This is a genomic window from Planococcus sp. MB-3u-03, assembly GCF_002833405.1.
In the GTDB taxonomy this organism is placed as follows: domain Bacteria; phylum Bacillota; class Bacilli; order Bacillales_A; family Planococcaceae; genus Planococcus.
Genome location: NZ_CP025135.1, coordinates 1751772 through 1777299, shown reverse-complemented (window position 1 = coordinate 1777299; position 25528 = coordinate 1751772). Strand labels below are relative to the sequence as shown.

Annotated in this window: 30 protein-coding genes, 1 pseudogene and 1 riboswitch; of the genes and pseudogenes, 20 read left to right on the top strand and 11 right to left on the bottom strand. The window is 49.7% G+C overall.

What is annotated here, in order from left to right; genetic code table 11:
* Nucleotides 1-37 precede the first annotated feature (37 nt).
* A complete protein-coding gene (locus CW734_RS10205) occupies nucleotides 38-271 on the bottom strand; it encodes a hypothetical protein (RefSeq protein WP_101190387.1) in 234 nt (77 codons plus the stop codon).
* An 86-nt stretch (nucleotides 272-357) separates the two neighbouring features.
* Here CW734_RS10205 and CW734_RS10200 point away from each other — a divergent pair, with 86 nt between their 5' ends.
* Nucleotides 358-1401, top strand: coding sequence for an MFS transporter (locus CW734_RS10200; protein ID WP_232787021.1), 1044 nt, complete (start codon nucleotides 358-360; stop codon nucleotides 1399-1401).
* An 11-nt stretch (nucleotides 1402-1412) separates the two neighbouring features.
* Nucleotides 1413-1535, top strand: coding sequence for a hypothetical protein (locus tag CW734_RS19425; protein WP_269801451.1), 123 nt, complete (start codon nucleotides 1413-1415; stop codon nucleotides 1533-1535).
* Here the strand turns inward: CW734_RS19425 and CW734_RS10195 are convergent.
* Nucleotides 1519-1803, bottom strand: coding sequence for a hypothetical protein (locus CW734_RS10195; RefSeq protein ID WP_101190386.1), 285 nt, complete (start codon nucleotides 1801-1803; stop codon nucleotides 1519-1521). The genes CW734_RS19425 and CW734_RS10195 overlap by 17 nt on opposite strands.
* A gap of 176 nt (nucleotides 1804-1979) precedes the next feature.
* Entirely contained in the window at nucleotides 1980-2510 is a 531-nt protein-coding gene (gene msrA / locus CW734_RS10190) for a peptide-methionine (S)-S-oxide reductase MsrA (protein ID WP_101190385.1), read from the bottom strand.
* Between the two features lie 234 nt (nucleotides 2511-2744).
* Here msrA and CW734_RS10185 point away from each other — a divergent pair, with 234 nt between their 5' ends.
* The 4 genes from CW734_RS10185 to CW734_RS18970 all read left to right on the top strand — a co-directional run bounded on the left by CW734_RS10185 (nucleotide 2745) and on the right by CW734_RS18970 (nucleotide 5452).
* Nucleotides 2745-3689, top strand: a complete 945-nt coding sequence (locus CW734_RS10185; protein WP_101190384.1) for an LCP family protein — start codon at nucleotides 2745-2747, stop codon at nucleotides 3687-3689.
* A gap of 57 nt (nucleotides 3690-3746) precedes the next feature.
* Entirely contained in the window at nucleotides 3747-4937 is a 1191-nt protein-coding gene (locus CW734_RS10180) for an AI-2E family transporter (protein ID WP_101190383.1), read from the top strand.
* Between the two features lie 126 nt (nucleotides 4938-5063).
* Nucleotides 5064-5258, top strand: a complete 195-nt coding sequence (locus tag CW734_RS18975) for a sporulation protein (RefSeq protein ID WP_232787020.1) — start codon at nucleotides 5064-5066, stop codon at nucleotides 5256-5258.
* Between the two features lie 17 nt (nucleotides 5259-5275).
* Nucleotides 5276-5452 (top strand): hypothetical protein, encoded by a 177-nt coding sequence (locus tag CW734_RS18970; RefSeq protein WP_232787019.1) that lies wholly within the window; start codon nucleotides 5276-5278, stop codon nucleotides 5450-5452.
* 74 nt (nucleotides 5453-5526) lie between these two features.
* Here the strand turns inward: CW734_RS18970 and CW734_RS10170 are convergent.
* From CW734_RS10170 to CW734_RS10150, 5 genes and pseudogenes are all read right to left on the bottom strand, one after another.
* Nucleotides 5527-6839 (bottom strand): annotated as a pseudogene (locus tag CW734_RS10170) (IS3 family transposase).
* A gap of 133 nt (nucleotides 6840-6972) precedes the next feature.
* Nucleotides 6973-7662 (bottom strand): energy-coupling factor transporter transmembrane component T family protein, encoded by a 690-nt coding sequence (locus CW734_RS10165; RefSeq protein WP_232787264.1) that lies wholly within the window; start codon nucleotides 7660-7662, stop codon nucleotides 6973-6975.
* Nucleotides 7663-7702: 40 nt separating this feature from the next.
* Nucleotides 7703-9133, bottom strand: a complete 1431-nt coding sequence (locus CW734_RS10160) for an ABC transporter ATP-binding protein (protein WP_101192176.1) — start codon at nucleotides 9131-9133, stop codon at nucleotides 7703-7705.
* On the bottom strand, nucleotides 9126-9707 hold the full coding sequence (locus CW734_RS10155; RefSeq protein WP_101190381.1) for an ECF transporter S component: 582 nt from the start codon (nucleotides 9705-9707) through the stop codon (nucleotides 9126-9128). Before CW734_RS10155 ends, CW734_RS10160 begins: the two co-directional genes overlap by 8 nt.
* Nucleotides 9700-10305, bottom strand: coding sequence for a YkoF family thiamine/hydroxymethylpyrimidine-binding protein (locus CW734_RS10150; RefSeq protein ID WP_101190380.1), 606 nt, complete (start codon nucleotides 10303-10305; stop codon nucleotides 9700-9702). Before CW734_RS10150 ends, CW734_RS10155 begins: the two co-directional genes overlap by 8 nt.
* 80 nt (nucleotides 10306-10385) lie before the next feature.
* Nucleotides 10386-10490, bottom strand: a riboswitch (TPP riboswitch).
* 182 nt (nucleotides 10491-10672) lie between these two features.
* Between CW734_RS10150 and CW734_RS10145 the strand changes: the two genes are divergently transcribed.
* The gene (locus CW734_RS10145; protein WP_101190379.1) at nucleotides 10673-10885 is read left to right on the top strand and encodes a hypothetical protein; all 213 of its coding nucleotides are present in this window, start codon (nucleotides 10673-10675) and stop codon (nucleotides 10883-10885) included.
* A gap of 63 nt (nucleotides 10886-10948) precedes the next feature.
* On the opposite strand, the gene CW734_RS10140 is transcribed toward CW734_RS10145, so the two are convergent.
* Together CW734_RS10140 and citZ are read right to left on the bottom strand one after the other, a co-directional pair.
* Nucleotides 10949-12409 (bottom strand): protein adenylyltransferase SelO, encoded by a 1461-nt coding sequence (locus tag CW734_RS10140; protein WP_101190378.1) that lies wholly within the window; start codon nucleotides 12407-12409, stop codon nucleotides 10949-10951.
* Nucleotides 12410-12566: 157 nt separating this feature from the next.
* Nucleotides 12567-13685: a citrate synthase gene (citZ, locus tag CW734_RS10135; RefSeq protein WP_101190377.1), complete on the bottom strand. Its 1119-nt coding sequence runs from the start codon at nucleotides 13683-13685 to the stop codon at nucleotides 12567-12569.
* Between the two features lie 445 nt (nucleotides 13686-14130).
* Between citZ and CW734_RS10130 the strand changes: the two genes are divergently transcribed.
* The 9 genes from CW734_RS10130 to CW734_RS18300 all read left to right on the top strand — a co-directional run bounded on the left by CW734_RS10130 (nucleotide 14131) and on the right by CW734_RS18300 (nucleotide 22057).
* Nucleotides 14131-14922: a hypothetical protein gene (locus CW734_RS10130; RefSeq protein WP_101190376.1), complete on the top strand. Its 792-nt coding sequence runs from the start codon at nucleotides 14131-14133 to the stop codon at nucleotides 14920-14922.
* A 209-nt stretch (nucleotides 14923-15131) separates the two neighbouring features.
* The gene (locus CW734_RS19715) at nucleotides 15132-15254 is read left to right on the top strand and encodes a hypothetical protein (protein ID WP_332870990.1); all 123 of its coding nucleotides are present in this window, start codon (nucleotides 15132-15134) and stop codon (nucleotides 15252-15254) included.
* A 37-nt stretch (nucleotides 15255-15291) separates the two neighbouring features.
* Complete coding sequence (locus tag CW734_RS10125) at nucleotides 15292-16302, top strand: M20 metallopeptidase family protein (RefSeq protein ID WP_332870989.1); 1011 nt, start codon at nucleotides 15292-15294, stop codon at nucleotides 16300-16302.
* 11 nt (nucleotides 16303-16313) lie between these two features.
* Nucleotides 16314-17642 carry an amidohydrolase gene (locus CW734_RS10120; protein WP_101190375.1) on the top strand — a complete coding sequence of 443 codons (1329 nt, stop codon included), beginning with the start codon at nucleotides 16314-16316 and terminating at the stop codon, nucleotides 17640-17642.
* Complete coding sequence (locus CW734_RS19710; protein WP_332870988.1) at nucleotides 17623-18426, top strand: hydantoinase/carbamoylase family amidase; 804 nt, start codon at nucleotides 17623-17625, stop codon at nucleotides 18424-18426. The genes CW734_RS10120 and CW734_RS19710 overlap by 20 nt, the downstream gene beginning before the upstream one ends.
* Nucleotides 18427-18443: 17 nt before the next feature.
* Entirely contained in the window at nucleotides 18444-18869 is a 426-nt protein-coding gene (locus CW734_RS19705) for a M20/M25/M40 family metallo-hydrolase (protein ID WP_332870987.1), read from the top strand.
* Nucleotides 18853-20166: a helix-turn-helix domain-containing protein gene (locus CW734_RS10110; RefSeq protein ID WP_058380678.1), complete on the top strand. Its 1314-nt coding sequence runs from the start codon at nucleotides 18853-18855 to the stop codon at nucleotides 20164-20166. The genes CW734_RS19705 and CW734_RS10110 overlap by 17 nt, the downstream gene beginning before the upstream one ends.
* Nucleotides 20167-20187: 21 nt before the next feature.
* A complete protein-coding gene (locus tag CW734_RS10105; protein WP_101190374.1) occupies nucleotides 20188-21702 on the top strand; it encodes an AbgT family transporter in 1515 nt (504 codons plus the stop codon).
* A gap of 193 nt (nucleotides 21703-21895) precedes the next feature.
* Complete coding sequence (locus tag CW734_RS18300) at nucleotides 21896-22057, top strand: hypothetical protein (RefSeq protein ID WP_157824149.1); 162 nt, start codon at nucleotides 21896-21898, stop codon at nucleotides 22055-22057.
* 95 nt (nucleotides 22058-22152) lie between these two features.
* Here CW734_RS18300 and CW734_RS10100 read toward each other — a convergent pair whose 3' ends face one another.
* The gene (locus CW734_RS10100; protein WP_058380680.1) at nucleotides 22153-22350 is read right to left on the bottom strand and encodes a hypothetical protein; all 198 of its coding nucleotides are present in this window, start codon (nucleotides 22348-22350) and stop codon (nucleotides 22153-22155) included.
* A gap of 356 nt (nucleotides 22351-22706) precedes the next feature.
* On the opposite strand from CW734_RS10100, the gene CW734_RS10095 reads away from it, so the two are divergent.
* From CW734_RS10095 to CW734_RS10080, 4 genes are all read left to right on the top strand, one after another.
* Nucleotides 22707-23135, top strand: a complete 429-nt coding sequence (locus CW734_RS10095; protein WP_101190373.1) for an Hsp20/alpha crystallin family protein — start codon at nucleotides 22707-22709, stop codon at nucleotides 23133-23135.
* Nucleotides 23136-23200: 65 nt separating this feature from the next.
* A complete protein-coding gene (locus tag CW734_RS10090) occupies nucleotides 23201-23680 on the top strand; it encodes a DUF2243 domain-containing protein (protein ID WP_101190372.1) in 480 nt (159 codons plus the stop codon).
* Nucleotides 23681-23684: 4 nt separating this feature from the next.
* On the top strand, nucleotides 23685-24467 hold the full coding sequence (locus CW734_RS10085) for a cytochrome c oxidase assembly protein (protein ID WP_101190371.1): 783 nt from the start codon (nucleotides 23685-23687) through the stop codon (nucleotides 24465-24467).
* A 123-nt stretch (nucleotides 24468-24590) separates the two neighbouring features.
* Nucleotides 24591-25481, top strand: coding sequence for an HNH endonuclease (locus tag CW734_RS10080; RefSeq protein ID WP_101190370.1), 891 nt, complete (start codon nucleotides 24591-24593; stop codon nucleotides 25479-25481).
* Nucleotides 25482-25528: the final 47 nt, after the last annotated feature.

The following is a 25528-nucleotide window of genomic DNA, read 5'->3' as shown; positions in this document are numbered from 1 at the left end:
CAAAGCCCTTGTCGGCTAAACTAATAAAGGATAAGCTTTAGCGGCTTTTTCTGCGAAGATAAGCATCCAACTGGCCGAGTTCTTTATTCAGGAGGTACTCCATCTGTACATATTCGCGCCTGCCCGGAACATGTTCCGGCGTCAGGCCTTTCATCGAGTAAATAAAGTAATAGCCGCCAATTTGACGGAACAGCACGACAACGTGCGGAAATTCATCAAAAGTGACTTTAATATTGTATCGTTTTGCATAGCTCCAATTTATGAGCTTCATCCAGCAACCCGCCTTTCCAGTCTTATTTTAAGGGACGGAGCGGCAGGAACACAAGTTTGGTGCTGAGGGATAAGGAGAGAGAAAATATGAGGAGAATTGGAACAAAATCAGCATTGACTGGCGTCATCTTTGCCATTTTGCTAGTGGCGCTTAATTTACGGCTGGCCATATCTTCGATCGGCCCGATGCTCGAGCCGATTCGGGCAGATCTCGCGCTGACGAACGGGCAAGTCAGTTTATTGACCGCTGTTCCGGTCCTGTGCATGGGGCTGTTCGCGCCGTTTGCGATCGTCTTCAACCGCCGTTTCGGATTGAAGTGGTCCATCGGCTTTTTACTGGCAGTCATCGGCGTGTTTACTTTAGGACGCGGCTTTTGGCCGAGTTATTTCAATTTATTGCTCAGTTCGTTTTTCATCGGCATCGCGATCGCCATCATCGGGCCGATGCTGTCTGCAATGATCAAACGGGATTTCCCAACCAGGACAGCTTCCCTGATCGGCGTTTATTCGTTCGGCATGGGGCTCGGTGCGACACTTGCCGCAGGGTTGACGAGTGTCGTCTATGCAGCTTCCGGATGGCCGGCGGGGCTTGCGGTCTGGTCGGGCTTGGCGATTGCTGCCCTCATCGTATGGCTGAGAATGCCTGAAGCGAAGGCAAAAACGCAAGCACAAGCAATGCCGGATGATCCGCTGCCGATCACAGAAAGCCCATGGAAAAACTTGAAGGCGTGGTACATGCTTTTGTTCTTCGGCTTCCAATCGGCTTTCTTCTTCTCGATGCTGACGTGGCTCGCTCCCATCGCTATCGACAAAGGCTTGAGCGTGCTGTCGGCAGGAGCGGTCGTTACCGTCATGACGGCGGTGCAGATTGTCTGCAATATTTCGATCCCGCTGCTATTCAGCCGTTACCCGAACCGTTTTTTATGGGTATTGGCTGTTCTCGCATTCGGAACTGCCGGCATTTTCTTGTTGATGTTTGCCGGTGCGTGGGCGGTATGGTCTGCTGCCGCTTTGATCGGCGTGGCGCTCGGTGGTTTGTTTCCGATCGCTTTGCTTTTGCCGCTCGATGCGACGGATTCCGCTGATGAAGCGAATAGCTGGGCTGCGATGACGCAATCCGGGGCTATTTGATTTCGGCATTTATGCCGTTTATCATCGGAGTCGTCTATGACCGAACAGGCAACCACGATATCACTTTATTGATGTTCTTGGCATTCGTCTTGCTGATGATTCTTTTCGCTTATTTGCTCAATCGAAAACCTTGATGTTTTGTTTAGGGACGGCGCAACAGCCATCCACGAAAATAAAGCGATAGGAGCGAAACAGGATCGCCCACGAAGCAATCATCATGGGGATATCCGCCTCCGGAAGCAAGGTTGAAAATACCAATAATTCAGTTCGAGCGATGATATGAGCGTGATGAGGGCCGATGAAAATCCGGCTCGCCAGTATCGCCGCTGCGACGCCAAGTGAGATGACAAACGGCGGAAAAGGATCAATTGCACGAAAAAGATGTCTAATGTGCTGAGCCATTGCATGATGATGCCTCCTGTTTAGCGCAGTTTTACGGGAAGACCCGCGTATCCTGATTTTAAACTAAGTGAATAATCTGTCAATAAAAATACTCATGTGAAAAGTTCGGGCTATGATCGACGGGCCGATGGAATCGCTCTTTTCGCAGATTTTCAGCAATAGAAAAAGCCGGCGCATCAAGCGTCGGCTTTCTTCCACGCAGCATCCAAGAACTCATCGCGCCCGGACTCGGCGCGGTCTTGTGCGTAATGATCTGGATTTTTCAAGTAGAAATCCTGATGGTAGTCTTCGGCTGGATAGAAAGGCTCGGCATCCTGGATTTCAGTGATAACCGGTTTATTGAAGCGGCCGCTTTCGTCGAGTTGTTTTCTGGAAGCAAGCGCCAATTGCCGCTGCTCTTCATTATGCACAAAGATGGCAGGGCGGTAGGAAGCTCCGCGGTCCTGGAACTGGCCATCATTATCGGTTGGGTCGATTTGCTGCCAAAAAATATCCAGTAGTTGTTCGTATGGGAAGACAGCTGGATCAAACATGATTTCAACCGCTTCCAGGTGGCCGGAATGGCCGCTTTTCACTTGTTCATATGAGGGATTCGCCAAATGGCCGCCAGTATATCCGGAGATTACGGACTCAATGCCATCGAATTGATCGAATGGCTTGACCATGCACCAAAAACAGCCGCCAGCGAATGTGGCTTTTTCTAACATCGGATTGCCTCCTTCTATAATATAGGCAGCCGTCTTTGCTTCCATTAGAAGATGTCCGCAGCTTCGGCAAGCCGGTCGGACATTTCCATAGAGGCAGAGTGGCGCGCCTGAGAATAAGAAGAATTTTACCACTCCAGTAAAGCGCAGACAATAAAAACGTGTTGCAAAGGGAAACCTCTATCTATTTATATACGTCTAAACAAGTTGTACAGCTCAGAAAGGAATGTAATCATCATGGAAGAACAATACGAAACAAGGCAGACTAGAAAGCGCAGACGATTCCGCCCGAGAGGCAAACTTTTCTTATTATTGATCATTTTATTGCTCGGAGCCGGAATTTATTTTTTCATCCAATATCAACAAGGGCAAAACATAGCCGGTGAAACCGAAATCGAACCGGAACCGTTTGCAGGAGATGCAGACAATAGCGGATACCAGAATATCCTCGTACTCGGGGTGGATTCGCGCGGAGAAGAACAGTCGCGTACGGATACGATGATGATGGTGACCCACGACCGTGAAAACAATGAAGTGAAGATCACATCGTTCATGCGTGATATTTATGCAGACATCCCAGGTTATCAATCCTATAAATTAAACACCGCCTATTATTTGGGAGGCGTCGATTTGCTGGCGTCGACTTTGCGTGAAATGTTTGGTGTTGAAATCCACAATTATGCGCTTGTCGACTTCACGAGCTTTGAAACGCTCGTCGATATCGCAGCGCCGAGTGGTGTCGAAATCGATGTTGAAAAAGAAATGTCCGAGAAGATCGGCGTGACTTTGTCTCCAGGCGTCCAGAATTTGAATGGCCAGGAATTGCTCGGCTACGCGCGCTTCCGTTCGGATAATGAAGGCGACTTCGGCCGTGTGCGTCGTCAGCAGCAGGTGATTGCCGCATTGAAGGATGAATTGATCAGCGTTTCGTCGATCCCAAAACTGCCGAAACTAGCAGGAGCGGCACAAGGCTATGTGCAGACCGATATGCCTTTGGTCGACCAAATCAAATTGGCGACACAGCTTGGAACAGGTGGCAGCGGGGAGATCGAACGTTTGACGATTCCGGTGGAAGGCGGCTACAGCTATGCGAATTACCCGCAGGCTGGCTCGGTTCTTGAACTCGACATAGAACAAAACCGCCGTGCGCTGGAAGAATTTTTGTCCCAGCCACTCAACTAATTTTTCAGATAATATGGTAAACTACAGGTAGAAGCCTATACAAAGAAGGGGATCGCCATGCCGCCAGATGACAATAGACCGCCGTTTTTTGCTACCAATTATATCCGCTTTTTGGGCGGGAGGAATACGCTCTTTACCTTACTGATTTTGATTTTGATCGGGCTTGTCGTATTCATCTTCAGGGAAGTGTCATTCATCTTCAACCCGCTCAATGTATTCATGAAAACGGTCGTCTTGCCGGTTGTCCTGGCGCTTATCTTGTATTATTTGCTGCGGCCGGTGCTGCGTTTGCTGGAACATTTCAAAATCCCGAGGATCTGGGGCATCCTCATCATCTTCCTCGGCGGGATTGGGCTCTTGACTTTGTTGAGCGTTCTGGTGTTTCCGTTTTTGAGAGACCAGTTCCAGAACTTGATCGAGGAATTTCCGGAATATTTCATGCGCTTATTGAACAATATCGACCAGTTCTTGCGCAATTCCATTTTCGGTGATTATTACCGGGATTCAAGCTTCAATATCGAAGCCTTGATCGCCACCTTGCCGACCAGCATAGCGGATACACTGCAAGCGACAGTGACGGGCATCATCGCTCGCGTCACGAGCTGGATTTCGACCATCACGGGCGTCATCCTGTCGATTGTCATCGTGCCGTTCATCCTGTTTTATCTATTGAAAGACGGCGATAAGCTTCCCGACTATTTCCTGAAGTTGCTGCCGCCAAGATTTCGGGACGATACAAGAGAAGTCCTAAGGGACGCAGACAAGCAATTGGGGGCTTATATCCAGGGGCAGCTGATTGTCGCTTTCTGTATTGGCGTAATGGTCTATATCGGCTTTTTGATCATCGGTATGGATTATGCACTACTGCTCGGCGCGCTGGCGATGGTGACAAGCATCGTGCCGTATATCGGGCCAGCTATTGCGATTACGCCCGCTGCGATCATAGCACTCGTCACTTCGCCGTTCATGCTCGTGAAACTCGCGATCGTGTGGACCGTCGTGCAGCTGGTGGAAGGCAATTTGATCTCCCCGCAAGTAATGGGCAAGACGATGTATATCCATCCTGTGACGATCATTTTCGTCCTGCTGACAGCCGGCTCCTTGTTTGGCGTCGTCGGGGTCATTTTGGGAATTCCGATGTACGCCTTGCTGCGGGTCATCGTCAGCCATCTGTATAAGCTGTTCAAACGGCGTTATAACCGTTACGAAACGGACTTGGATAATCAATACGACTACACCGAGCTTTAAGCTTCCTGTTTACAGGGGGCAGGAAAGTGGTATGGAGAATTATCAAATTTTGGGGGTATAGATTTTTATGAAATTCAAAGACTTTTATCTTCGATCGGCATCGGTTCGATCAAAGTGGACACTGTAGTGGAGAGGCCGCATCTTGAAGAAGGTGAAACCTTGAACGGCACGGTCTACTTGGACGGAGGAAGCGGCGATCAGGAAATCGATTATATCGAACTTCAAGTGATTCGCTTAGTGGAAGACTACCGGGAAGACAGTGATTTCGATTTTATGAAACGCCCGTTGCCAAGCAGAGCTTGGAATTTGCCGGATCTGTAAAATCGAAGAACACCGTCATGCAGCAATTCGAAATTGTACCGGATGAACGCTGGGTGCTCGAGAATGTGAATGCCAAGTTGATTTTACGGACGATCGTCCACGTGAAAACGGCGTCAATGTCCAGGACGAGGACGAAATCACTTACGGCAAAATCGACAGTTGAAGATAGTTTGATGATAATCTTATTATGTTAACCCAAACAACACCTCCGCAGTTGGATTATGAACTGAGCCCCATTTAGTGGACGATTTAATAAAGCACCCGGCAGCTAGGCTGCGATTAGATGACTTCGGTATTGTGCCGGAGTCATCTTTTAGGTTCCATTGTTTGCGCGTTCCGTTGTAATACTCCATGTATTCATCCACCAGCCCTTTAATTCGGCTAGGCTGGTCGCTTGTTTAAACTCGACTTCATCTTTAAAGTGACCAAAAACGATTCGATGGGGCGTTGTCGAGACAGTTGCCCCTGCGGGACATCGATTGGGTCAATTTCATTTTCTTCACGCGTCGTTGGTATTCGGGGTGGGTGTGGTGGAAGCCTTGATCGGAATGGATCATCGCTTCCGGGTGAACATTGTCATCAATGCTTCCTTCAGTTTTGTAACGTGCGGTACACAATTTCCATCGTAAGCGTCGTCGTCACTTCGTAGGCGACGATTTCGCGGGTGGCGATATCTTTTACAGCGGACAGATACGCCATTTGTCCCGACCAGTTCGGTAGATACGTGATATCCGTGACGAAGACCTTGCCGGGTTCGTCTAGTTTAAACTTACGGTCTAACAGGTTTGGACAGACGGCGTGTTCTGTGGGCTTTGGCGATTTGCTTATAAGGATTCGCTCGCCGGATTTTGGCAAAGAGATTGAATTTGCGCATAAGGCGCAGAATCTTCTTGTGATTCATCGGGGTTTCCAGCAGTTCCGTAAGGATCATGTAAAGGTGCGATACCCGACTTTCCCACGATGCGCATCGTAGATGCTTTTCAGCAACAGGTAATCTTCATAGTCCTGTTCTTCGCGAATGGCGTGCTGTTCCACTTTCTTCAGCCAAGCATAGTAGCCACTTCGACTGACTTCCGCTGTCTGGCAGAGGGCATCCACCATATTCTTCAGTTGGAATTTCCGGACCACCACATTGATCGCTTCGAATTTTCCGCTGGGGTCAGCTGCGTTTCTTCGCCTGCCTCTCGAGTTCCTCGAGCTTTTAGCAACTCATTTTCGGCTTCCAGGTATTTTATGCGCGCTTCCGCCTTTTCCAACTTTTCTCGGCAGAGAGCTTTTTGGGTAGACGGCCGGCCGGTACTGCCTTTTCCACGGCGCTCTTCCCAAAACCCTTCTTCGCCGTAAAGTCGGAACGTTTTCCGCCAACGTTTTAATGTCTCTTTCGGTTTGTCCGATCCAATTACCGTCAGGTCAAATCCATTTTCGGCAAAATTTGCGCCGGACCTTTGCCCTGCAAGTTTTCATTGACGGCTTTCACCTTAAATTCAGGTGTGTATTGAATCGTTCGATCCGAGACCGTTTTGACATTCGGTTCGCTTCCAATGTGCGTCGTTGATGTTCGTTAAAGATGATTTTACTCATGACAACCTCTCCCGTTCCAGTAGATATGTTCAGTATACCGGGGTCTGAAAACAGAAAAACCCCAAATGGGGCACTTTTAAAGTGTCTACCATTTGGGGTTCAGTTCATTATTCACTGCGGAGGTGTTGTTTTATTACGTCCAAAAAACTGCACTGCAACTTAAGGCGAGCACCAATGAAAACATGCCGAGCAATGCATAATCCTTGTGCCCAAGCTTGATTTCCTGGTAATGAGATCTTGCTGCGCCGGTAAACGCCCGCGCTTCCATCGCGAAGGCGGCGCGCTCGGCTTTTCTGACAGCACCGGCAAGCAGGGGGATGAGCAGGCGGCGCAAGGCTGTGATTCGTTTGAATGGCGTTGGTTTCGCACCCGGACCCCTGAGCCGGTGAGCTTGCTGCAACTGCTCGAATTCCGTTTTTAGAACAGGAAGGAATTGATAGCTGATCAGCACACTGAAAGCCAATTTCGGAGACAGTTTTCCTTGCTGCATCAAGCTTTGGATAAAACGGACCGGATTGGTCGTGAAGGCAAATAATAACGAAATGCTTGAAAACGCCAGGACGCGTAATGACAATGACCACGCATGCTCCCATTTTTGAGCGGTTATTTCGATCATGCCGATTGTCCATAATACAGGCCCATCACCAGACTCGCCGAACACCAAGGTCGTCCAGAAATAACCGAATGCGCCGAACACAAAAGGCAGCATAACGAGTGACCAAAGTTTCCAATTGGTTTGGCTAAACAGCAATTGCACCAGTACGATGCCTAGAAAAAACATCAGTGGCGTCCAAGGGTTGAAAAAAAACGCGAGCGCCAGCATACATGCAGTGACAGCAAGAAATTTTAAGCTGGGGTTCATTTCATGTAAAAGACGTCGCATAGGATTCCTCCTTTTCCGGCCAATATAACCGGTGCTCTGCCAGCAGGGCAGGGCTTGAAAAAAGCTCTTGTGGTTCAAGAGGAGCGGATAATCTGCCGTCTTTCATCAGGCAAATCGTATCCGCAATGCTCAAGGCAAAATTCATATCGTGCGTCACCACAATCAACGCGCAGCCGTCTTGCGCCCGGCTAGTGATTTGGTGATGGAGCTCCATCAATGCCTTGAGGTCTTGCCCTGCCGTCGGTTCATCTAGCAACAGGACTTGGCGACGGTCGGCTAGCATCGCGCCAATGGCCACACGGCGTTTTTGACCATGGCTCACGGAAAAAGGATGGGCTTGAGCAATAGGATCCAAGGCAAGTGCCTCGAGCAGACCTTTCACATCATGAGGAGAGGAATTTCCGGAATACGACAATTCTTCTTCTACAGTCTTCGACAGAAACAGCTGCTCGGGCGATTGTGGGACAAATCCGGCAAACGCTCCCGAAATCGTGCCGCTATCGGGTTTCATTATCCCGCATAAGGCTTTCAGCAAAGTCGATTTCCCGCTTCCGTTCGGCCCTGCAATGACCATCACTTCACCTACATAAAGTTGAAGGCTTGCGCCGTGCAACAAAGCTTTTGATGCTCGTGTAATGGATATATCCCTGGCCTCAAACAAGAGTTTTGTATGTTTTGCTGCCTCGCGTTTCGATAGTAAAGGCGCGTGTCTTTTGGTGTAGGCTTGGTCTTTTTGGATGGTGCCGTTTTCCGAAAGGCTGATCTCCCGTTCGAAAAATTCTCCCCATAGCTCTAATTTATGCTCGACGGCGACGATTGCAAGACCGTTTTCCTGTTGCAATTGATCCAACCAAGCGACAAACTCTTTCGCCGTCACCGGATCGAGGTGGGCGAGCGGTTCATCGAGCAACAAACAGTCAGGCTCCATGATCAACGCGCAAGCTGTGGCGATGCGTTGCTTCATCCCTCCTGAGTAAGTTTGGATGATGCCATGGCGAATTTCGTCTAGGCCTGTCAAGTGCAAAATCCGGTCGATGCGTTCAGACATATCTTCTCTGGGCACTTGAAGATTCTCCAAAGTAAACGCGAGTTCTTCTTCGACCGTCGGCATGCAAAATTGGCTGTCGGGATCTTGAAAAACGGTTGCGACTTTCCGGTTGGCTTCACCAGGTTCGTATTCTTGTGATGTACGCCCGAAGATCCTGACGGTGCCAGAAACTTGGCCATCGCAATTATGCGGGTACAGCCGGTTCAGCACATAGAGAAGCGTGGACTTTCCGCATCCACTTGGCCCTGTAATGACCAAGCGCTCCTGTGGATGAATCACCAGCGTAATAGTATGCAAAGTTGGCTGTGCCGAATCGGGGAAGCGAAAGCTGAAGTCGTCCAATTGAAAAATCGGCTTAAGCACGGGCATCGCCTTTTTCCGCTTTCGCGATGGCATAGCCCCGGAGTGACCCGGTCGCAAGTAGCGCATCAGCGATGTACTTGCCGCCAATACCGGCAATGATCGCCCCGCTCGCGACGCGCAGCGTGAACATCAAGGCAACGAAAGAAGGATCCAAGGCAGCATAGCCCGATAGGAAATAGCCGTAAACAAAACTGAAAACTCCTGCCCCTGCACCAGCAAGCATCAAGATACCGACATGGAAATGCCGATAGCGTGTAAGTGCGAACGCCGCTTCTGCCCCAAGCCCCTGAATGATGCCTGATAGGATAAGCCTCGGGCCGATCGCGTTGCCAAGCATCACTTCGATAGCAGCGGCCAAGGTTTCTGGCAAAAAAGCGGCACCGGGCTTTCTGATGATGTACATCGAAATGATGGACACAATAAACCAGATGCCGAACATCCATTCATAGGCAAGCGGCCCGATGACGCCTGCCCATAAGTTGCCGATATGTAAAAACAGCAAATAGACAATGCCGAACACGACGCCAAATAATGACATAAGGACAATTTCTTTCAGCTTCCATTCCTTAAGCATGATCCTCACCGCCTGTTTTGTGTGAAGGACTGTTGATGCTCATGGATAGGGTCATCACGAGATGGGGGTGTTTAGCGGAGCGCGCGCTGGAAAAGCTCGTTTCGTAAAAAGAAAAGACCTTATGGATATCCCCGTGGATGCCGCTAGCATAATGCATGGAATCGTTCCATACCCCGAACTCTTTTGCACGTTCCACTTCGCGGTAGATAACTTTCATATAATCGGGATTGTTCATCGGGTAAAGTGCGAATTGGGATGAAACGTATTGCTTGCTGTCGTCTTGGTTTGCCGGTTCATCCGGGGCGTCCAAATACGCATCGCCCGCGGTATCTCCTGGACATCCAGCTGAAAAGGTGCCGGACAGGGCGATATGTTCCTTCGTCTTCGCTGCATGCAGCGTGAGCGCCTTCGCGACATTGAAGACATGCTGTTGTTTGCCCCGGATGACGGTGGAGACATCATCGGTCTGCATCCACACATTGGACGTGTCGATGTCCTTTAACGCGCCTTTGATGATGTTGATGAAATTGCCGCTCATCGGATGCAAGGAAAAGCGAAATCCGACGATCGGGCTGGTGCCGCATGAATATGGTTCCATATGGAATCCCTCCTAAAAATATGCACAAAAAAGCCGCATCCGTGAAGATGCAGCCACTATTCCATATTTCGTAGTCATGTCGGAAAGTCACCGCACTTCCTCACGCAGGTCCTAACCTGATCGAGTCATAAGGGATCGGAGCGAAAGCTCTCATCTCAGCAAAATATGCACCCCCAGTGCAGAAAAACGGTATGCGGTTTTGAGTGTCGGGTTTTCCCGATGGCTAAAGTGTAAGTCAAATACTTTCCCAAGTAAAGGGATTCTACTATTTTCATCGAGAATGAGAAAATGATGGCTGAGGTGAATACTCCCTAAAAAATCGGGTAAACCTAAAGCAGACAAGCATTTGAGGAGGAATCCAATTATTATGGCATCAACAAAAAAATTCCGCGTCGTTTATCATTTCGGCGCAGGCGTCGAAGCGGTCAGCACCGTCGAAGCCGATACCCCGAAACAAGCGGTCAGCGGTTTGGATGCGGATGATTTCCGCGAATTTATCGGCGACAACGATACGTATTACCAATTCAAGATGGACGAAGTCAAAATGGTCAGTGTCTCTGAAGTCACAGACGGACAGTGATCGAATCGACAAGCACAATAGAGAAAATCCCCTGCCGATAAAGAGGCAGGGGATTTTTTTGGTTCATGTTCCGCAATAGGTCTGGTATGGAGGCGTCGAAGGCGGTGGAGGCGCCGTATACGGCTGCTGTTCTTCGGAATGGGCATATGGATTTCGAAGGATATCCAAAAGCTTTTCCATCACTTCATAATCGCCTTGCGCTGCCGCTTCCAGTGCCGCTTCCACGCGGTGGTTGCGCGGGATAACAGCCGGATTCCGGCTTTTCATCAATTCCAGAATTTCTTGTGCTGGGCGGCCTTCTTGTTGCTGGCGGGCTTTATAGCGGTTGTGCCAGGCTTTAAAAGCCGGGTCGTTTGCCAGTTGGGGCTCTTCAACTGCTTCGAAGGTCAAGGAACGGAATGTATTGGTATAATCCGCTTGCTTTTCCTGCATCAATTCCAGCAACGCATCGATCAATTGTTCATCTTCTGGCGTTTCTGTAAACAAGCCGAGTTTTTCGCGCATGCCTGCCAAATATAATTGCTTTTGCGAATTTACATATTCCTCGAGCGCTCCTTGGAGAGACGACAAGGCCTGTTTTTCCGGAATCTCATCTAAAAGAGGAAACAGAGACTCTGCAAAACGCGCTAAATTCCATCCGCCGATGAGCGGCTGGTTGCGATAAGCATAACGGCCGCCAGCATCAATCGAGCTGAAGACCGCGGATTCATCATAGCGGTCCAGAAAAGCGCACGGGCCATAGTCGATCGTTTCGCCGCTGATCGCCATATTGTCCGTGTTCATGACGCCATGGACAAAACCGGCGAGCTGCCATTTCGCGATGAGTGGAGCTTGCCGCTGCGCTGTCCGGCGGAATAATTCGATATAGCGGTCTGGCCCGGGGATGTCTGGGAAATGCCGTTTGATCGTGTAATCCGCCAAAGCTTTCAAGTCCTCAGTCGAACGGTATTTCGCTGCGAATTGGAAAGTGCCGACGCGGATATGGCTCGAGGCCACCCGCGTGAGGATTGCTCCAGGCTCTGCGGAGTAGCGCTGGATCTTTTCTCCTGTCAACACGACTGCCAGGCTTCTGCTCGATGGAATCCCGAGCGCATGCATGCTTTCGCTGATAATGTATTCCCGCAACATGGGCCCGAGTGCAGCGCGGCCGTCTCCGCTTCTGGAAAAGGGCGTGATGCCGGCGCCTTTCAATTGGATATCGAAAATCTCGCCATCCGGTGTATGCTGTTCGCCGATTAGGATGGCACGGCCGTCGCCGAGCATCGTAAATTGGCCGAATTGATGGCCGGCATAGGCTTGGGCGCGTGGGAAAGCGCCTTCAGGAAATTGATTGCCTGCAAACATTTGCAGGGATTCAGCGCTGTCTAGCTGTTCAGGGTCCAGGCCAAGTGATTTTGCCAATGCTCGGTTTGCGATAACAAGTTCAGGTGATGGGACCGGGTTGGCTTTCATCGGGGCATACAAGGTTTTTGGCAGGCCTGCATAACTATTACGCAGTTTCCAGCCGCTCTCTGTATGATTCATGCGAGCGCCTCCTATCATCGATTTTTTGGTATGTCTTTCCTGTTATTATAGCCGCAATGAAATCCATGAAACAACCAAAGGGGGCTAGCTGTTCAAATAGAAAAGCTTGAGCCATACACCCTAGTCGAAGGTGAGGCTCAAGCTTGTGCTAATTGATTTAACGTTCTTCAACCGGCACATAGGTCTGCATGCCAGGCCCGATGTATTCCGCACGCGGGCGGATCAAGCGGTTGTTCGAGTATTGCTCTAGGATGTGCGCGAGCCAGCCCGACGCACGGGATACCGCGAAGATCGGCGTGAACAAGTCATGCTCGATGTTCAACGAGTGATAGACCGAAGCCGAATAGAAATCGACGTTTGGCGGAAGCGGTTTTTCGCTGGTCACCAATTCTTCGATTTTCACGGACATGTCATACCATTTCGATTCGCCGCGAAGCTCTGTGAGCTTTTGCGACATTTCACGCAAATGCTTCGCGCGCGGGTCGCCTTTTTGGTAGACGCGGTGGCCGAAGCCCATGATTTTCTCTTTGTTCGCCAGTTTTTCTTTGATGACCGGTTCGACGTTCTCGACGGACCCGATTTCTGTAAGCATCTTCATGACTTGCTCGTTGGCGCCGCCGTGTAGCGGGCCTTTCAAGGCGCCGATCGCTGCCGTCACGCCGGAATAGACGTCAGACAAGGTCGCGACTGCGACACGCGCCGTGAACGTCGAAGCATTCAGTTCGTGGTCGGCGTGAAGTACAAGCGCTTTATTGAACGCTTCGACTTCGATGTCTTTTGGCTCTTCGCCAGATAGCATGTACAGGAAGTTCGCCGCGAAGCTGTAATCCGTTTTCGGCTGGATCGGTTCTTTGCCGGCGCGGATGCGGCCGAATGCCGTCACGAGCGTCGAGATCTTCGCCTGGATTTTGATCGCTTTGCGGTAGTTCGCCGCATCTTCCATCACTTCCGCTTCTTCGTCGAAGAGGCCGAGCATGGAGACCGCTGTGCGCAGTGCCGCCATTGGATGGACGTGTTTGATGTCGTATGTCTTGAAGTGGTCAAGCACCGCTTGCGGTACCGCCATGTTGTCAGCAAGCTGCTGTTTCAGCTCTGCTAGTTCGTCTGCCTTCGGCAAACGCTGGTGCCACAAGAGGTAGATCACTTCTTCGAAGCTGGCGTTGTCCGCCAGATCGTCGATATTGTAGCCGACGTATGTAAGGGTATCATCGATGATCGAGCTGATCGCCGATTGTGTTGCGACTACACCTTCTAAACCTTTAGTTGTTGCTGTCATAAAAATCTCTCCTTTTGATCATTCTGGTTTGCCGGTCAGGGGCTTTAAGTTGCGCTATTTTTAAAGCGCTTTCATCTGGTTTCAAAAATAAAGCCTGCGCTTTCACGACCGGATTTAACTGATTATTATGTAAGTTTACAGGAAATTAGCAAGTCGCAGGAATTGGGGAGCTGAAACACGGAAAACGGCTTGAGGCAGTTAATTGATGAGCTGAGAGACAGGGGAATTATAATTTATGCGCATCAAATGGTACAGTAAAGCATATAAGAAATTCACAAGGATGCCAGCGGGTCAGCTATCGGAATGTTTACGCGGTGTGAAAAAAGGGAAAAAGCTCTTGCTTGTGTTTTTGAAAAGGTTTTTCTTATAATAGGGCTAACCATATGAGAATGGAAATGACTTGAAAAATGGAGAAAGATGGACATACACAGAAGGAGTTAAACCATTGAAAACTACGGAACAAGGGATCCGCTATATTGAATTAATGGATGGAGAGCCGGGAATTGATATTCCGGCGATGGTGAAAAAAGCGAAAACAGCGTATAAACCGTTTAATTTCAAAGATAAAATTGAACTTCTTTTCTTTTACAATGAGCGCAAAGATTTCAGCCATGCGATCTTCACTGAATACGGCATCATCGACGATGAATTTGACGGCAAGAAAGCCGTCCATCATCCGTTTGGCGTCAAAAGCATCATCGGAATCGAAATATCGGGAGATGACACCATTCCCTTGATTGCCTTTGTCATCGGACAGGCAATTGAGCATTTCAAGCAGAACATGGACATCCGGCGGCATGCCGAATGGCAGGATTTGGACAAGAGTGACAGCTACCAATGCTGGCAGACGTATTTCTGTCAGGTCCATAGTTCAGTGATCCGACACGAGATGGAAGGCTCGGCAGATTTGTTCTTGAGAAGCTTGCCGTTTGTCTTGGCGAAAAAGGAAGAAAGTTTTTCTACCCCATACATTACAGGCACATTCCGCCATTTGATCCATACCTTAAGCGAGCTGTATGTCATGAGGCAAGCGGGCGAAACGGAACAGGCGGATGACTATACGAAAACGATCAGCGAACTCACCGACCCGGCATTCATGGAAATCTATGAGAAGCTTTACGCCGAACTGGCTGAATATTTGGAAACACTCGGCATCAAATACAATGAAGTGCACGATTGTGCAATTTTCACTGCCATCGAGCAGCGCAAAAGTCAATTCGCCACATTATACGGCTAAATTTCATTCGATACTATAACACCGTTCAGTAAAATTAAGATAGCTCGACTTCTGAAGAAGCCTTTGCAGTAGCGAAGGCTTCTTTTTTATTGAAAGGATATTCAGAAAATCAAAATGGTGGTAGCATTTTACTGCTTAAGTACGGTACACTTTTTATTAACGGAATGATTAAGGTTTATTTCCTTAAATACGAAAAGTAGGTGACAGCCATGAAACAACAAGCACAAGAGTTATTTGAAGAAATACGCGCGTTTCGCCGGGATCTCCACGAACAGCCTGAACTGAGCGGCGAAGAAATGGAAACTTCGAAAAATACAAGAAAAGCTCGATGAATATGGCATCCATTACTTTACTGGATATGCAAAACAGGTGTACTGGCCGTTATCGAAGGAGCAAGCCAGGAAAACGGTCGGCTTGCGCGCCGATATCGATGCCTTGCCCATTACGGAGAAAGCGGATGTTCCATTCAAATCCAAAGTTGATGGAAAAATGCATGCATGCGGACATGATGCGCACACAGCGATGCTTTTGGGCGTTGGGAAACTGCTCCAGCAACAAAAAGACGAAATCGCAGGAACGGTATTGCTCATTTTCCAGCCAGCCGAAGAAAATGCGCCGACTGGCGGTGCGGATCAGATGATGGCAGACGGCGTGTTCGAACGGTACCAGCCGGACGTCATATTGGCACAACACGTATGGCCTGGACTTCCGGCCGGTCAAGTCGGCGTCATTGACGGGGCGATCATGGGGAATTCTGACCGTTTTCACGTCACGATTCATGGAGCGGGCGGCCACGCATCGATGCCACATCAAACGATTGATGCAATCGTCATCGCCAACCAAGTGATGTCTGCTATCCAAACCATCATTAGCCGAAACGCCAACCCGATGGACTCTGGTGTCATCACGATCGGAAAAATCTCGGGAGGCTACCGTTATAATGTCGTGGCAGATAGTGTGGTGTTGGAAGGCACAATCCGTTCCTTATCAGACGAAACGAAGAAATTATTGAAAAAACGCTTCCACGAAGTCGTCAAAGGCACAACTGAAATGATGGGCGGCTCGTGTGAAATTGATTATTCGGATGGCTATCCGGCGACTGTCAATACGAAACGCTGGGCTGAAGTGGTTCGTGACTCTGCCAAGAGGCAATTAGGTACTGAATCTGCTCCAGAAGTGATCGGAAGCATGGCAGGCGAAGATTTCGGGCGCTTCTTGAAAAAATACGAAGGCGTTTACTACTGGCTCGGAACATCGGTTGGGGAGAACCAGAAGCCGCTCCATGACCCGGGCTTTATGATCGACGAACAGGCATTGTCGATCGGAACCGGCCTGATGGCACAGGCAACGCTTGATGTGCTCGCAGAATTGAATAAATAGGAGGAATGGACATGGCAGATGTTATTGAGCGGTTTATGGAAGAAATCGAACCGCATCTCATCGAGCAAAGGCGTAAACGGCATAAATATCCTGAAATCGGCTTTGCGGAATATGTGACAACTTACGAATTAAGTGAACAGCTAGCCAGTAAAGGCTTTGAACAGTTTTATGGCACCGATCTTTTGACGAGCGATGAACGCATGGGCGTACCGGAACAGCAATTTCTGGAACAACAAGAACAACGTGCACTCGACTATGGCGTACCTCCTGATTTTCTGGAGCGGATGAAAGGCGGGCATACCGGATTTGCTGCTGTGCTTGATACCGGAAAAAAAGGGCCGAATTTCGCATATCGCTTTGATATCGATGCCTTGCCGATTGAAGAAGACGATACCTCAGGCCATGTGCCGGCTCAGCAAGATTTCCGCTCGGATATTTCCGGCATGATGCACGCCTGCGGCCACGACGGGCATGCCGCTGTCGGGCTCGGGCTCGCTGAATACCTAGCGAAAGAAAAAGACAATCTTCGGGGCAAATATACGATTTTATTCCAGCCAGCTGAAGAAGGCGGGCGCGGTGCAAAAGCCGTTGTCGATAAAGGCTGGCTGGACGATGCCGATTATTTCCTGAGCGGCCATGTCGGTATACACGATTTGCCGTCCGGGACCGTCGCCGCGGCCACGTCCAAGTTTTTGGCAAGTTCCAAAATCAACGCGAAATTCAGCGGCAAATCGGCACATTCCGGATTAGAGCCGAATGCTGGGCGTAATGCTTTGCTCGCAGCGGCATCCGCCACAATGCATTTGCACGGCATTTCGCGCCATAAAGACGGGGCGACGCGTGTCAATGTCGGCACCTTGCATGCGGGATCGGGACGCAATATTATCGCCGATCGAGCGCTGATGGAAATCGAGACGCGTGGCGAGACCAACGAGTTGGATGAATACATGCAGGAAAATGCATTGCGCATCCTACAGGCGAGTGCAGCGATGTTTGATGTCGAACTGGAAATCGAGCATATGGGAAAAGCGATTTCGGCCGACGCAGATCTTGAGTTCGCTGAAATCGTGGAACGTGCCTGCACCGGGTCGAAACGCTTGAACATTGTGCCGTATTTGCCAATCGGCGCCTCAGAAGATGTTACCTATATGATCGAGCGCGTCCGCGAACGCGGAGGCAAAGCGACTTTCATGATTTTTGCCAGCCCGTTGCCAGCCGGCCATCACCATCCGCGCTTTGATTACGACGAACAGGCATTAACGGCAGGGTTGGAAACTTTGATCCGGACGACCGATCATTTGCTGAAGGAGGACGAAACCCGTGAAAAACTGGCTGATTGAGCAATTACAGCGGATGAATTTAAGTAATGTATTGGTCCAGCCGCAAGGGTTTACGCGGGAAGGTTATACAGCGGAAGAAACGGAGGCCATCGAAGTCTTTAAAGCGATCGCTGAAGGACTGGGGCTCGACGTTTCAGAGGATGCCGCTGGAAACGCCATCGCCCGCTGGAACGTCACGGGCGGGAATGCGGCAGTAGCAACAGGGTCCCATCTCGATACTGTGCCAAACGGCGGGGCATTCGACGGCGGGGCAGGTGTCGTCTGCGGACTCGGGGCTATCAAGATGTTGAAGGAAGCCGATTTTAAACCGCAGCGCCCGATCGAAATCATTTGCTTCCGTTCGGAAGAATCCTCGCGTTTCGGTGTCTCGACAATCGGCAGCAAAGCGATGAGTGGATTATTGGATCCGTCCATCGGCACGCTTAAAGACCAGCATGGCGTCACGCTCGCGCAGGCTGTCGAAAGCCAAGGGTTTGTATGGCAAGACCTGGTGAATGCGAAGCGTTCGAAACAAGAGTTGAAATGCTTTGTCGAACTGCATATCGAACAGGGGATGCACATCGTCAACCATGAAAAAGATTACGGGGTCGTCAAAGGTGTCGCCTGCCCAGTCCGTTTGGCGGTTACATTTAATGGAAAAGCGGGCCATACGGGTACGACGCCTATGGACCAAAGACAAGATGCACTGGCTGCCGCCGCGCCGTTCATTTCATTCGTCCAGGAGACGGCGCTTCAAATGAATGACGCCTACGAAAATCGCTGGTCGCGACCGTTTCGACCTTGACGGCTTCACCGAATTCGATGAACGTCATTCCGCAAACGGTCACGGCAGGCGTCGATATCCGCAGTGTGGATGATGTATTGAAAAACAAGATGGCAGATGCCGTACGGAGCGAAGCGAAGCGCATCGCAGAAACAACAGGCGTGCAGATCGATATCGAAGTGCTGGTCGACAACCCATCCGTGTTGCTCGATGACGGAATCGCCCAACAATTGGTCGATGCTGGCGACCATGAAGCTTATTTGGCACATCGAATGGACAGCGGCGCCGGACATGATGTCATGAACATGGCACAAACTTGGCCAAGCGGGTTGCTGTTTATTCCCTGCAAGGATGGATTAAGCCACCACCCCGACGAATTCGCGAGCGCTGAAGATTTGAAGATGGGCGTCGAATTATTGTCCCGCTTCTTGATGGAGGCCACCGGACATGACGGAAAACGTTAAAGTCGGGCTGATCGGGCCGAATGATTCGGTCAATGAAACGATGAAAGCGGCAGGCAGCTTAGAAGGCATCGAACTGATTCCTTTCATCTACCAGCACACTGAAGAAACGAAAAACATTATCAACCAACATTCGGCACGTATTGGCCATTGGCTCTTTTCAGGCCCGGCGCCTTATCATTTTGCGTTGAAAGAAAAATTAATCGATGCGGATCATGCGGATTATATTCTACTGCACGGGTCAAGCCTGCTCGGAACGATGCTCGACGCCTTTATGCAAGAAGGCGCTGTGTTATCGAGCATCAGCGTCGACTCGGTTCCGCGCCGCGAAGTGCTGAAAATGCTTAAGGATTTTGATCTGGAAAAATTGGAGATCCATACCGCGCCGGAGCTTGGCTATATCCCGGCAGAAGAATTGATCGATTACCACGAAAAACTGTACCGCTCCGGGCACATCCAAGCAGCGCTTACTTGCGTCCATGCCGCTTATAACGGCTTGAAGGAGCGCGGCGTGCCGGTCTACCGGATCAGCGTATCGGAACTGGCCGCCCATCGTGCGATTTCCGTCATCAAGGAAAGAAGCCTGTCAGACTTGTACCGAATGAAGCAATTGGCGATGATTGGCATCGAAATTATCTACCCGAGCCAAGCGCAGCAGCGCAAAACGCCGTTCAAAATTGAACGGCAGGAACTCGCGGTGAACCGGGTGCTCATCGATTTTGCCGAAGAAGTCAAAGGCTCAAAAGTCGGAATGGGCAATGGCATCTACTTCATCTATACGACTCGCGGAGAATTGGAACTTTACAGCAAATCACATCATCCGGAAGAGCTGAAGGAAGAGATTTTTGCCAACAGCAAGTTCCAGGTGCGCATCGGCATCGGCTATGGACGGACCGTCACGGACTCGGAGCAGAATGTCCGCCTGGCGCTTGACTACGCCCGAGAAAAAGAGAACGGCGTGGTCATCAATATCGACGAAGGCGGAAAAGTGACGGAAATCAACTCATCAGGTGAGCGTCTCCGCTACAGCCGCCGCAGTTCCGAGTCGAAATGGCAAGAAGCGCTGAAAGGCGCAGCGATTAGCCAGACCGTCATTTCCCGCATTGAATCATTGTCCCACCATTACGCGAAAGTTGAACTCACTGCGTTGGAATTATCGCAATGGATGAACAGCACAGAACGCAATGCGCGCAGGATCTTAACGGAGCTCGAGAGCATCGGCCTCGCCGAAGTGGCGGGGGAAGAAGCCGGGCGTCGCGGCAGGCCGCGGAAATTGTACCGTTTGCTATTCGGTGCATAAAACGAAAAGGGAGGAATGGGAATGGCGACACCGACAGAGCAACAAGACAAAAAAGGATTTTTGAATTTCATTGAAAAGTGGGGCAACCGCTTGCCCGATCCATTCTTCATTTTTGTATACTTAGCAGTTTTTGTCGTTTTGCTGTCATGGCTGGTCAGTTCGCTCGGGACGACCGTTGTCCATCCGGGAACGGGCGAAGAACTGGCGATTCAAAGCATCGTCTCAGGGGAAGGGATCCGTTATATCCTCGCAGAGACGATCAATAACTTCACCGGCTTTGCGCCGCTCGGACTCGTGCTTGTCATGATGCTCGGCATTGGTTTGGCTGAACGTGTCGGGCTGATGGAGACCGCCATCAAAAAATCCATCCTGAATGCACCGAAATCACTGATCACTTACGCGGTCATTTTCACAGGGATCATGGGGAACTTGGCGTCAGACGCTGCCTTTATCTTGGTGCCGCCTCTTGCGGCAATGGTCTTCGCCTCTGTTGGCAGGCATCCGCTCGCTGGACTTGCGGCAGGGTTTGCCGGAACGGGCGCAGGGTTCACTGCGAACATCCTGATTACCGGAACAGATGCATTGCTATCCGGGATTTCCACAGAAGCTGCCAGAACCATCGACGATACCATGATCGTAACGCCTGTCGATAACTGGTATTTCATGAGCGCATCCGTCGTCGTCATGGCGATCGTCGGTGCGATCATTACCGAGAAATTGGTCGAGCCGCGCCTTGGCAAGTACACGGGCAGAACCGATAACTCATTTGAACCGGTGACAAAACAGGAAAACAAAGGCTTATTGAATGCCGTGATTGCAGGTGCCGTATACATCGGCTTGATCGCTTTGCTGCTGTTCTTCCCAGGATCGCCTGTCCGTAACGAAGACGGCGGTATCATCCCGTCGCCATTCCTATCTGGCATCGTGCCGATCATCCTGTTCTTCTTCATTACAGTGGCTGTCGCATACGGCATCACTGTCAAGAAAATCACTGAATCCAAAGATATTCCTGCTTATATGGGAGATGCCATCAAGGACATGTCCGGCTATATCGTCTTGATCTTCGCCGCAGCCCAGTTCATTAGTTACTTTAACTGGAGCAACCTGGGCATCTGGCTCGCCGTCAATAGCGCTGAATTCTTGACGAGCATCAATATGACGGGCTTGCCGGTCATGGTCGGCTTCAGTATCCTCGCAGCCCTTCTGAATCTGCTGATTTTCAGCGGGTCCGCACAATGGGCATTGATGGCGCCAATCTTCATCCCGATGTTCATGCTGCTGGATTATCATCCGGCATTTGTCCAATTGGCATTCCGCATCGCGGATTCATCGACGAACATCATCACGCCGCTCAATCCGTATATTTTGATCGTGCTCGCCTTCATGCGCGAATACGACAAAAAAGCGGGCCTCGGCACCTTGATTTCTTTGATGCTGCCGTATAGCCTCATATTCTTTGGCGTATGGCTTGTCATGATGATCATCTTTGCATTGACTGGGCTGCCGATCGGCCCTGGCATCAGCTTGCGTATGTAAAAGAAAAAAATCCGCCTCTTGCAGGCGGATTTTTTGGGGAGTTGGGGTCTGATTCAAGATCAACTGACTAACGCTTTTATAGCGCAGCAAATGAAAATCGCTTATTTTGAAAGTTTTTTCCGTTTGTTAATAGTTTGTTCATAGTTGCCCTGTATACTGGTCTAGGAAGTCATCCGAGTGGAGGGTGTGTCGAATGAACCGTCAGTCCAATCAAATGAAGCAATTAAAGAGAATGTTCGATGAATCGTATGAAGCGTACAGAAAAACCAACGGCGCCATCGTTTCCGAACTGCGAAAACAAGGCGTCAACGCTTCACTTTGCAAAAAGCCGGCAATGCTTGAACCGTCTGTATAAACCTGTACGCGATCCGAATTGCCCCTAATGAACTTGAAATGACCAACAAAAAAGCTGTCCCTGCTGCCGATTCGGCAGAGGGGCAGCTTTTTCAGTTAATAGCTCAGCCCTTTTTCGTAAAGCCACATTTTCAGGCTCCCGAATGAAGGGAAGGAGATGGATTCGCCGGTTTCAGGATGCTCGGCGCGGACGATGATGTCCAATTCGTTCGGTGTAAAAGACCAGCCTTCTTCCATAAGGGAACGCACTACTTTCACCATCATGCTCGAACCTTTAATCGTACCCATTTCCATCGCTATCATCTCCTTCAGTGATATCTCCCATTATAACAGGGAAATCATTATTAGTAGTACACATATGCTTTCTGTAGTATTCCTGTAATCGCGTTTTTTTAAACCTGCCTTGAGAACAAAGGATAAAAGCAAGGAAAATTTGTGTTAAAAGGCTAACAGACCAGCTAGCGAGGAGGAATCTTAAGGAGTTTCTTTCCAGTGTGACGGGGAGAATGTAAGCTTTCGTCAAACAATTGGGAATTGGTAAAACTGGTTGACTTTGTTGGAAACCACCTATAATTCACAATAACAGCACCATTTATAAGGAAGAGTCTCTGGCCTTGTTTCAAACAATCGGCGATCGAGGAGGAAGACTGATGAAGTTCATGCCCAGAAAGCGGGAGGATTTCTTCCCGAAACTATTCCAAAGCGATTTGGATTCGGATTTCTTTGACAGATTCTTTAAGGAAAGCAATTATCCGCAAGTCGACGTAAAAGAAGCGAACGGGCAGTATGAAGTGGTGGTCGACGTTCCAGGTTTTTCAAAAGATGATATCCAGGTCGATTTTAAAGACGGTTATTTATCAATCAGCGGCAAAAAAGAAGAAAGCTCGGAAACTTCGGAAGACGAAGGCCATTACATCCGAAAGGAACGCTCTTTTGGATCGTTCAAGCGCAGTTTTTATGTCGGTGATGTCGATGACCAGGCCATCAAAGGGAATTTCAAGGACGGTGTCTTGCAATTGACGGTGCCAAAGCCGGAAGAAAAAGACTCCGGCAATGGCAAACGCATCGAAATCGAGTAAAGAGCCCGGCCAGAGGCTCTTTTTTCATTGAGCTAAGAATAGCGGAGTAAAAAGGAGGCGCATATATGGCAAGTAAGGAACAGGTAATCGCAGATGAAACGGCCCACAAACTCCAAAAGAGGAATTTCTGGTCCGGCATATTGTTCGGGATCGGCTCGATGGCGTTCGTCGATGAAGTGATCTTCCACCAATTGCTTCAATGGCATCATTTCTATGATTTGGCGACACCGCAAATCGGCATCTTTGCAGATGGTTTGTTGAATTCATTTGCCTGGTTTGCGGCAATCGGCGGTCTATTCATGTTTGCAGACTTGAGAAGGCGGCAAGCGGTCCGCATGCGGTATTGGATTGCCTCAATCCTCATCGGCGCCGGGGCATTCCAGCTGTTTGACGGCATCATTGACCATAAGGTGTTCAGGACCCACCAGGTACGTTATCAGGTCGAATTATGGCCTTATGACTTGAGCTGGAATTTATTTGGCGCAGCTTTGCTCATTGCCGGGATCGTCCTTGCAAAATCCGCCAAGGAAAGGCGGTCTGCATAACGCGATGATTCACCATTACCTCGGACCCATAGCACCTTGGTTTCAGTTGACAGCAGCATTATTACTCACCTGGGCGATGATATTTTACCCGATGCTGGCGATTTGGACCAATGAACGCTATAAAAGATGGCCCAGGCATCGTTATGTGTTTTGGTTTGCTGGCGTGATTGCGGCAGGCGCGTCATTGGTCGGCCCTTTAGCGGATGCAACACACACAAGTTTTTCCGCCCATATGACGGGGCATTTGCTGCTCGGCATGCTGGCACCGCTATTATTGCTTCATGGCAAACCGTTGACTTTAGTGATGAGGGGCTTGCCGACCAATTCCGCGCGCCGTCTGAGCCGTCTATTGAATAGCCGATTCATTGCAGTCGCCAGCCATCCTGTCAGCACCGCTTTTTTGAATTTTGGAGGATTGTTTATTCTTTATAGAACCGATCTGTTTATATGGATGCACCAATCGACATGGATTTATGCCTTGGTCCATATTCATATTTTATTGGCAGCTTACGTGTTCACTTGGTCGATTCTATATACCGACTTGACTGGCCATCGGCATTCGTTCCGTTTGCGCGCAGCGGTCTTGATCGTGGCGTTTGCTGGCCATAAAGTGTTGGCGAAGTCGCTTTATGCCATGCCTCCAGCAGGCGTCACGACCGGCGACGGGGAGACGGGAGCGCTGATCATGTATTATGGGGGCGATGTCATCGATCTGGCCCTCATCGTCCTTTTTTGCTATAGCTGGTATAAGGCGACTGCGCCTGGTCGAATCGTCCGCGCTGTTTGACAACCATTTCCTTCTAGGAGATGGTTTTTTTCTTGGCTATCATTCGTTTTGTTTGCCGTGGGACCGGGCGGAAACGGCAAAATGATGGTAGAATAGAAGAAAGCAATTGTCAGGAGGCACGTAATGAATAGCTACATCGTCATGCAGGGGGAAACCTATAGAGAAGAAAAACGCCTTGGAATTCTCCGGGCGCCTATGAAAGATAAATCGGGGGCCACGCCACATTCGTGGGAACGTGTAAAATCATTGCAAAAAGGGGATCGGACCTTCCATTATGTCCGGGGCGCACTTGTTGCGGTCGGCACTATCCAGGAAGATGCGCGCGAGCAGGCAGTAGGCACGCCAAATGCTGAATGGCTTGCACCTTGTGAATACTTGGAGCTAGACGATCCATTGGAAATTGCCTCGTGCATCAAAATAGTGGCAGAACACTTGCCGGTTAAGTATTCCGCTTTCCAGCCGGACGGCAACGGCAATTCAGGCTATGTATACCCGTGCAATGAATCATTGGCATTGGTGTTTTTGGAGTTATTATCGTCATCAAAATGGCGTAATATCGAGCAATTGGAGTTTGTTTACGATGCCGTGCGCGAGGAAAAATACAATTCCTTGACTGCCTGGATGATGGATTCCGAATACTTGCTGCGGCGAAAATTCAGAGATTTAAAGAGGCAGTTTAAAGCAGTGCAAATGGAGCGGTGGGAAAGAAAATGTGCCATTTGCAGCCTCGACAATCCTGCTCTGCTGAAGGCGGCCTACAGCAAACCATGGAAAGACAGCAGTGATGCAGAACGGATCGACCCAGCGAATGGTGTGTTACTATGCGCCAATCACGCAGCGCTTTATGAAAGCGGCCAGATTTCCTTTACCGGGGCAGGCACGCTCAGGATGTCAGCTGCCCTTCAACCACAAGCGAGCCGGTATGGCTTGAAGAAAAACCTGCGCATCGCAGCGAAGGATTCGAATACAGCTTTTTTCAGATGGCATAGAAATAATTTCTTTATTGATGAATAATGAGTTCAGCGTACAGCGATTGCTGTACGCTTTTTATTCATAAATTA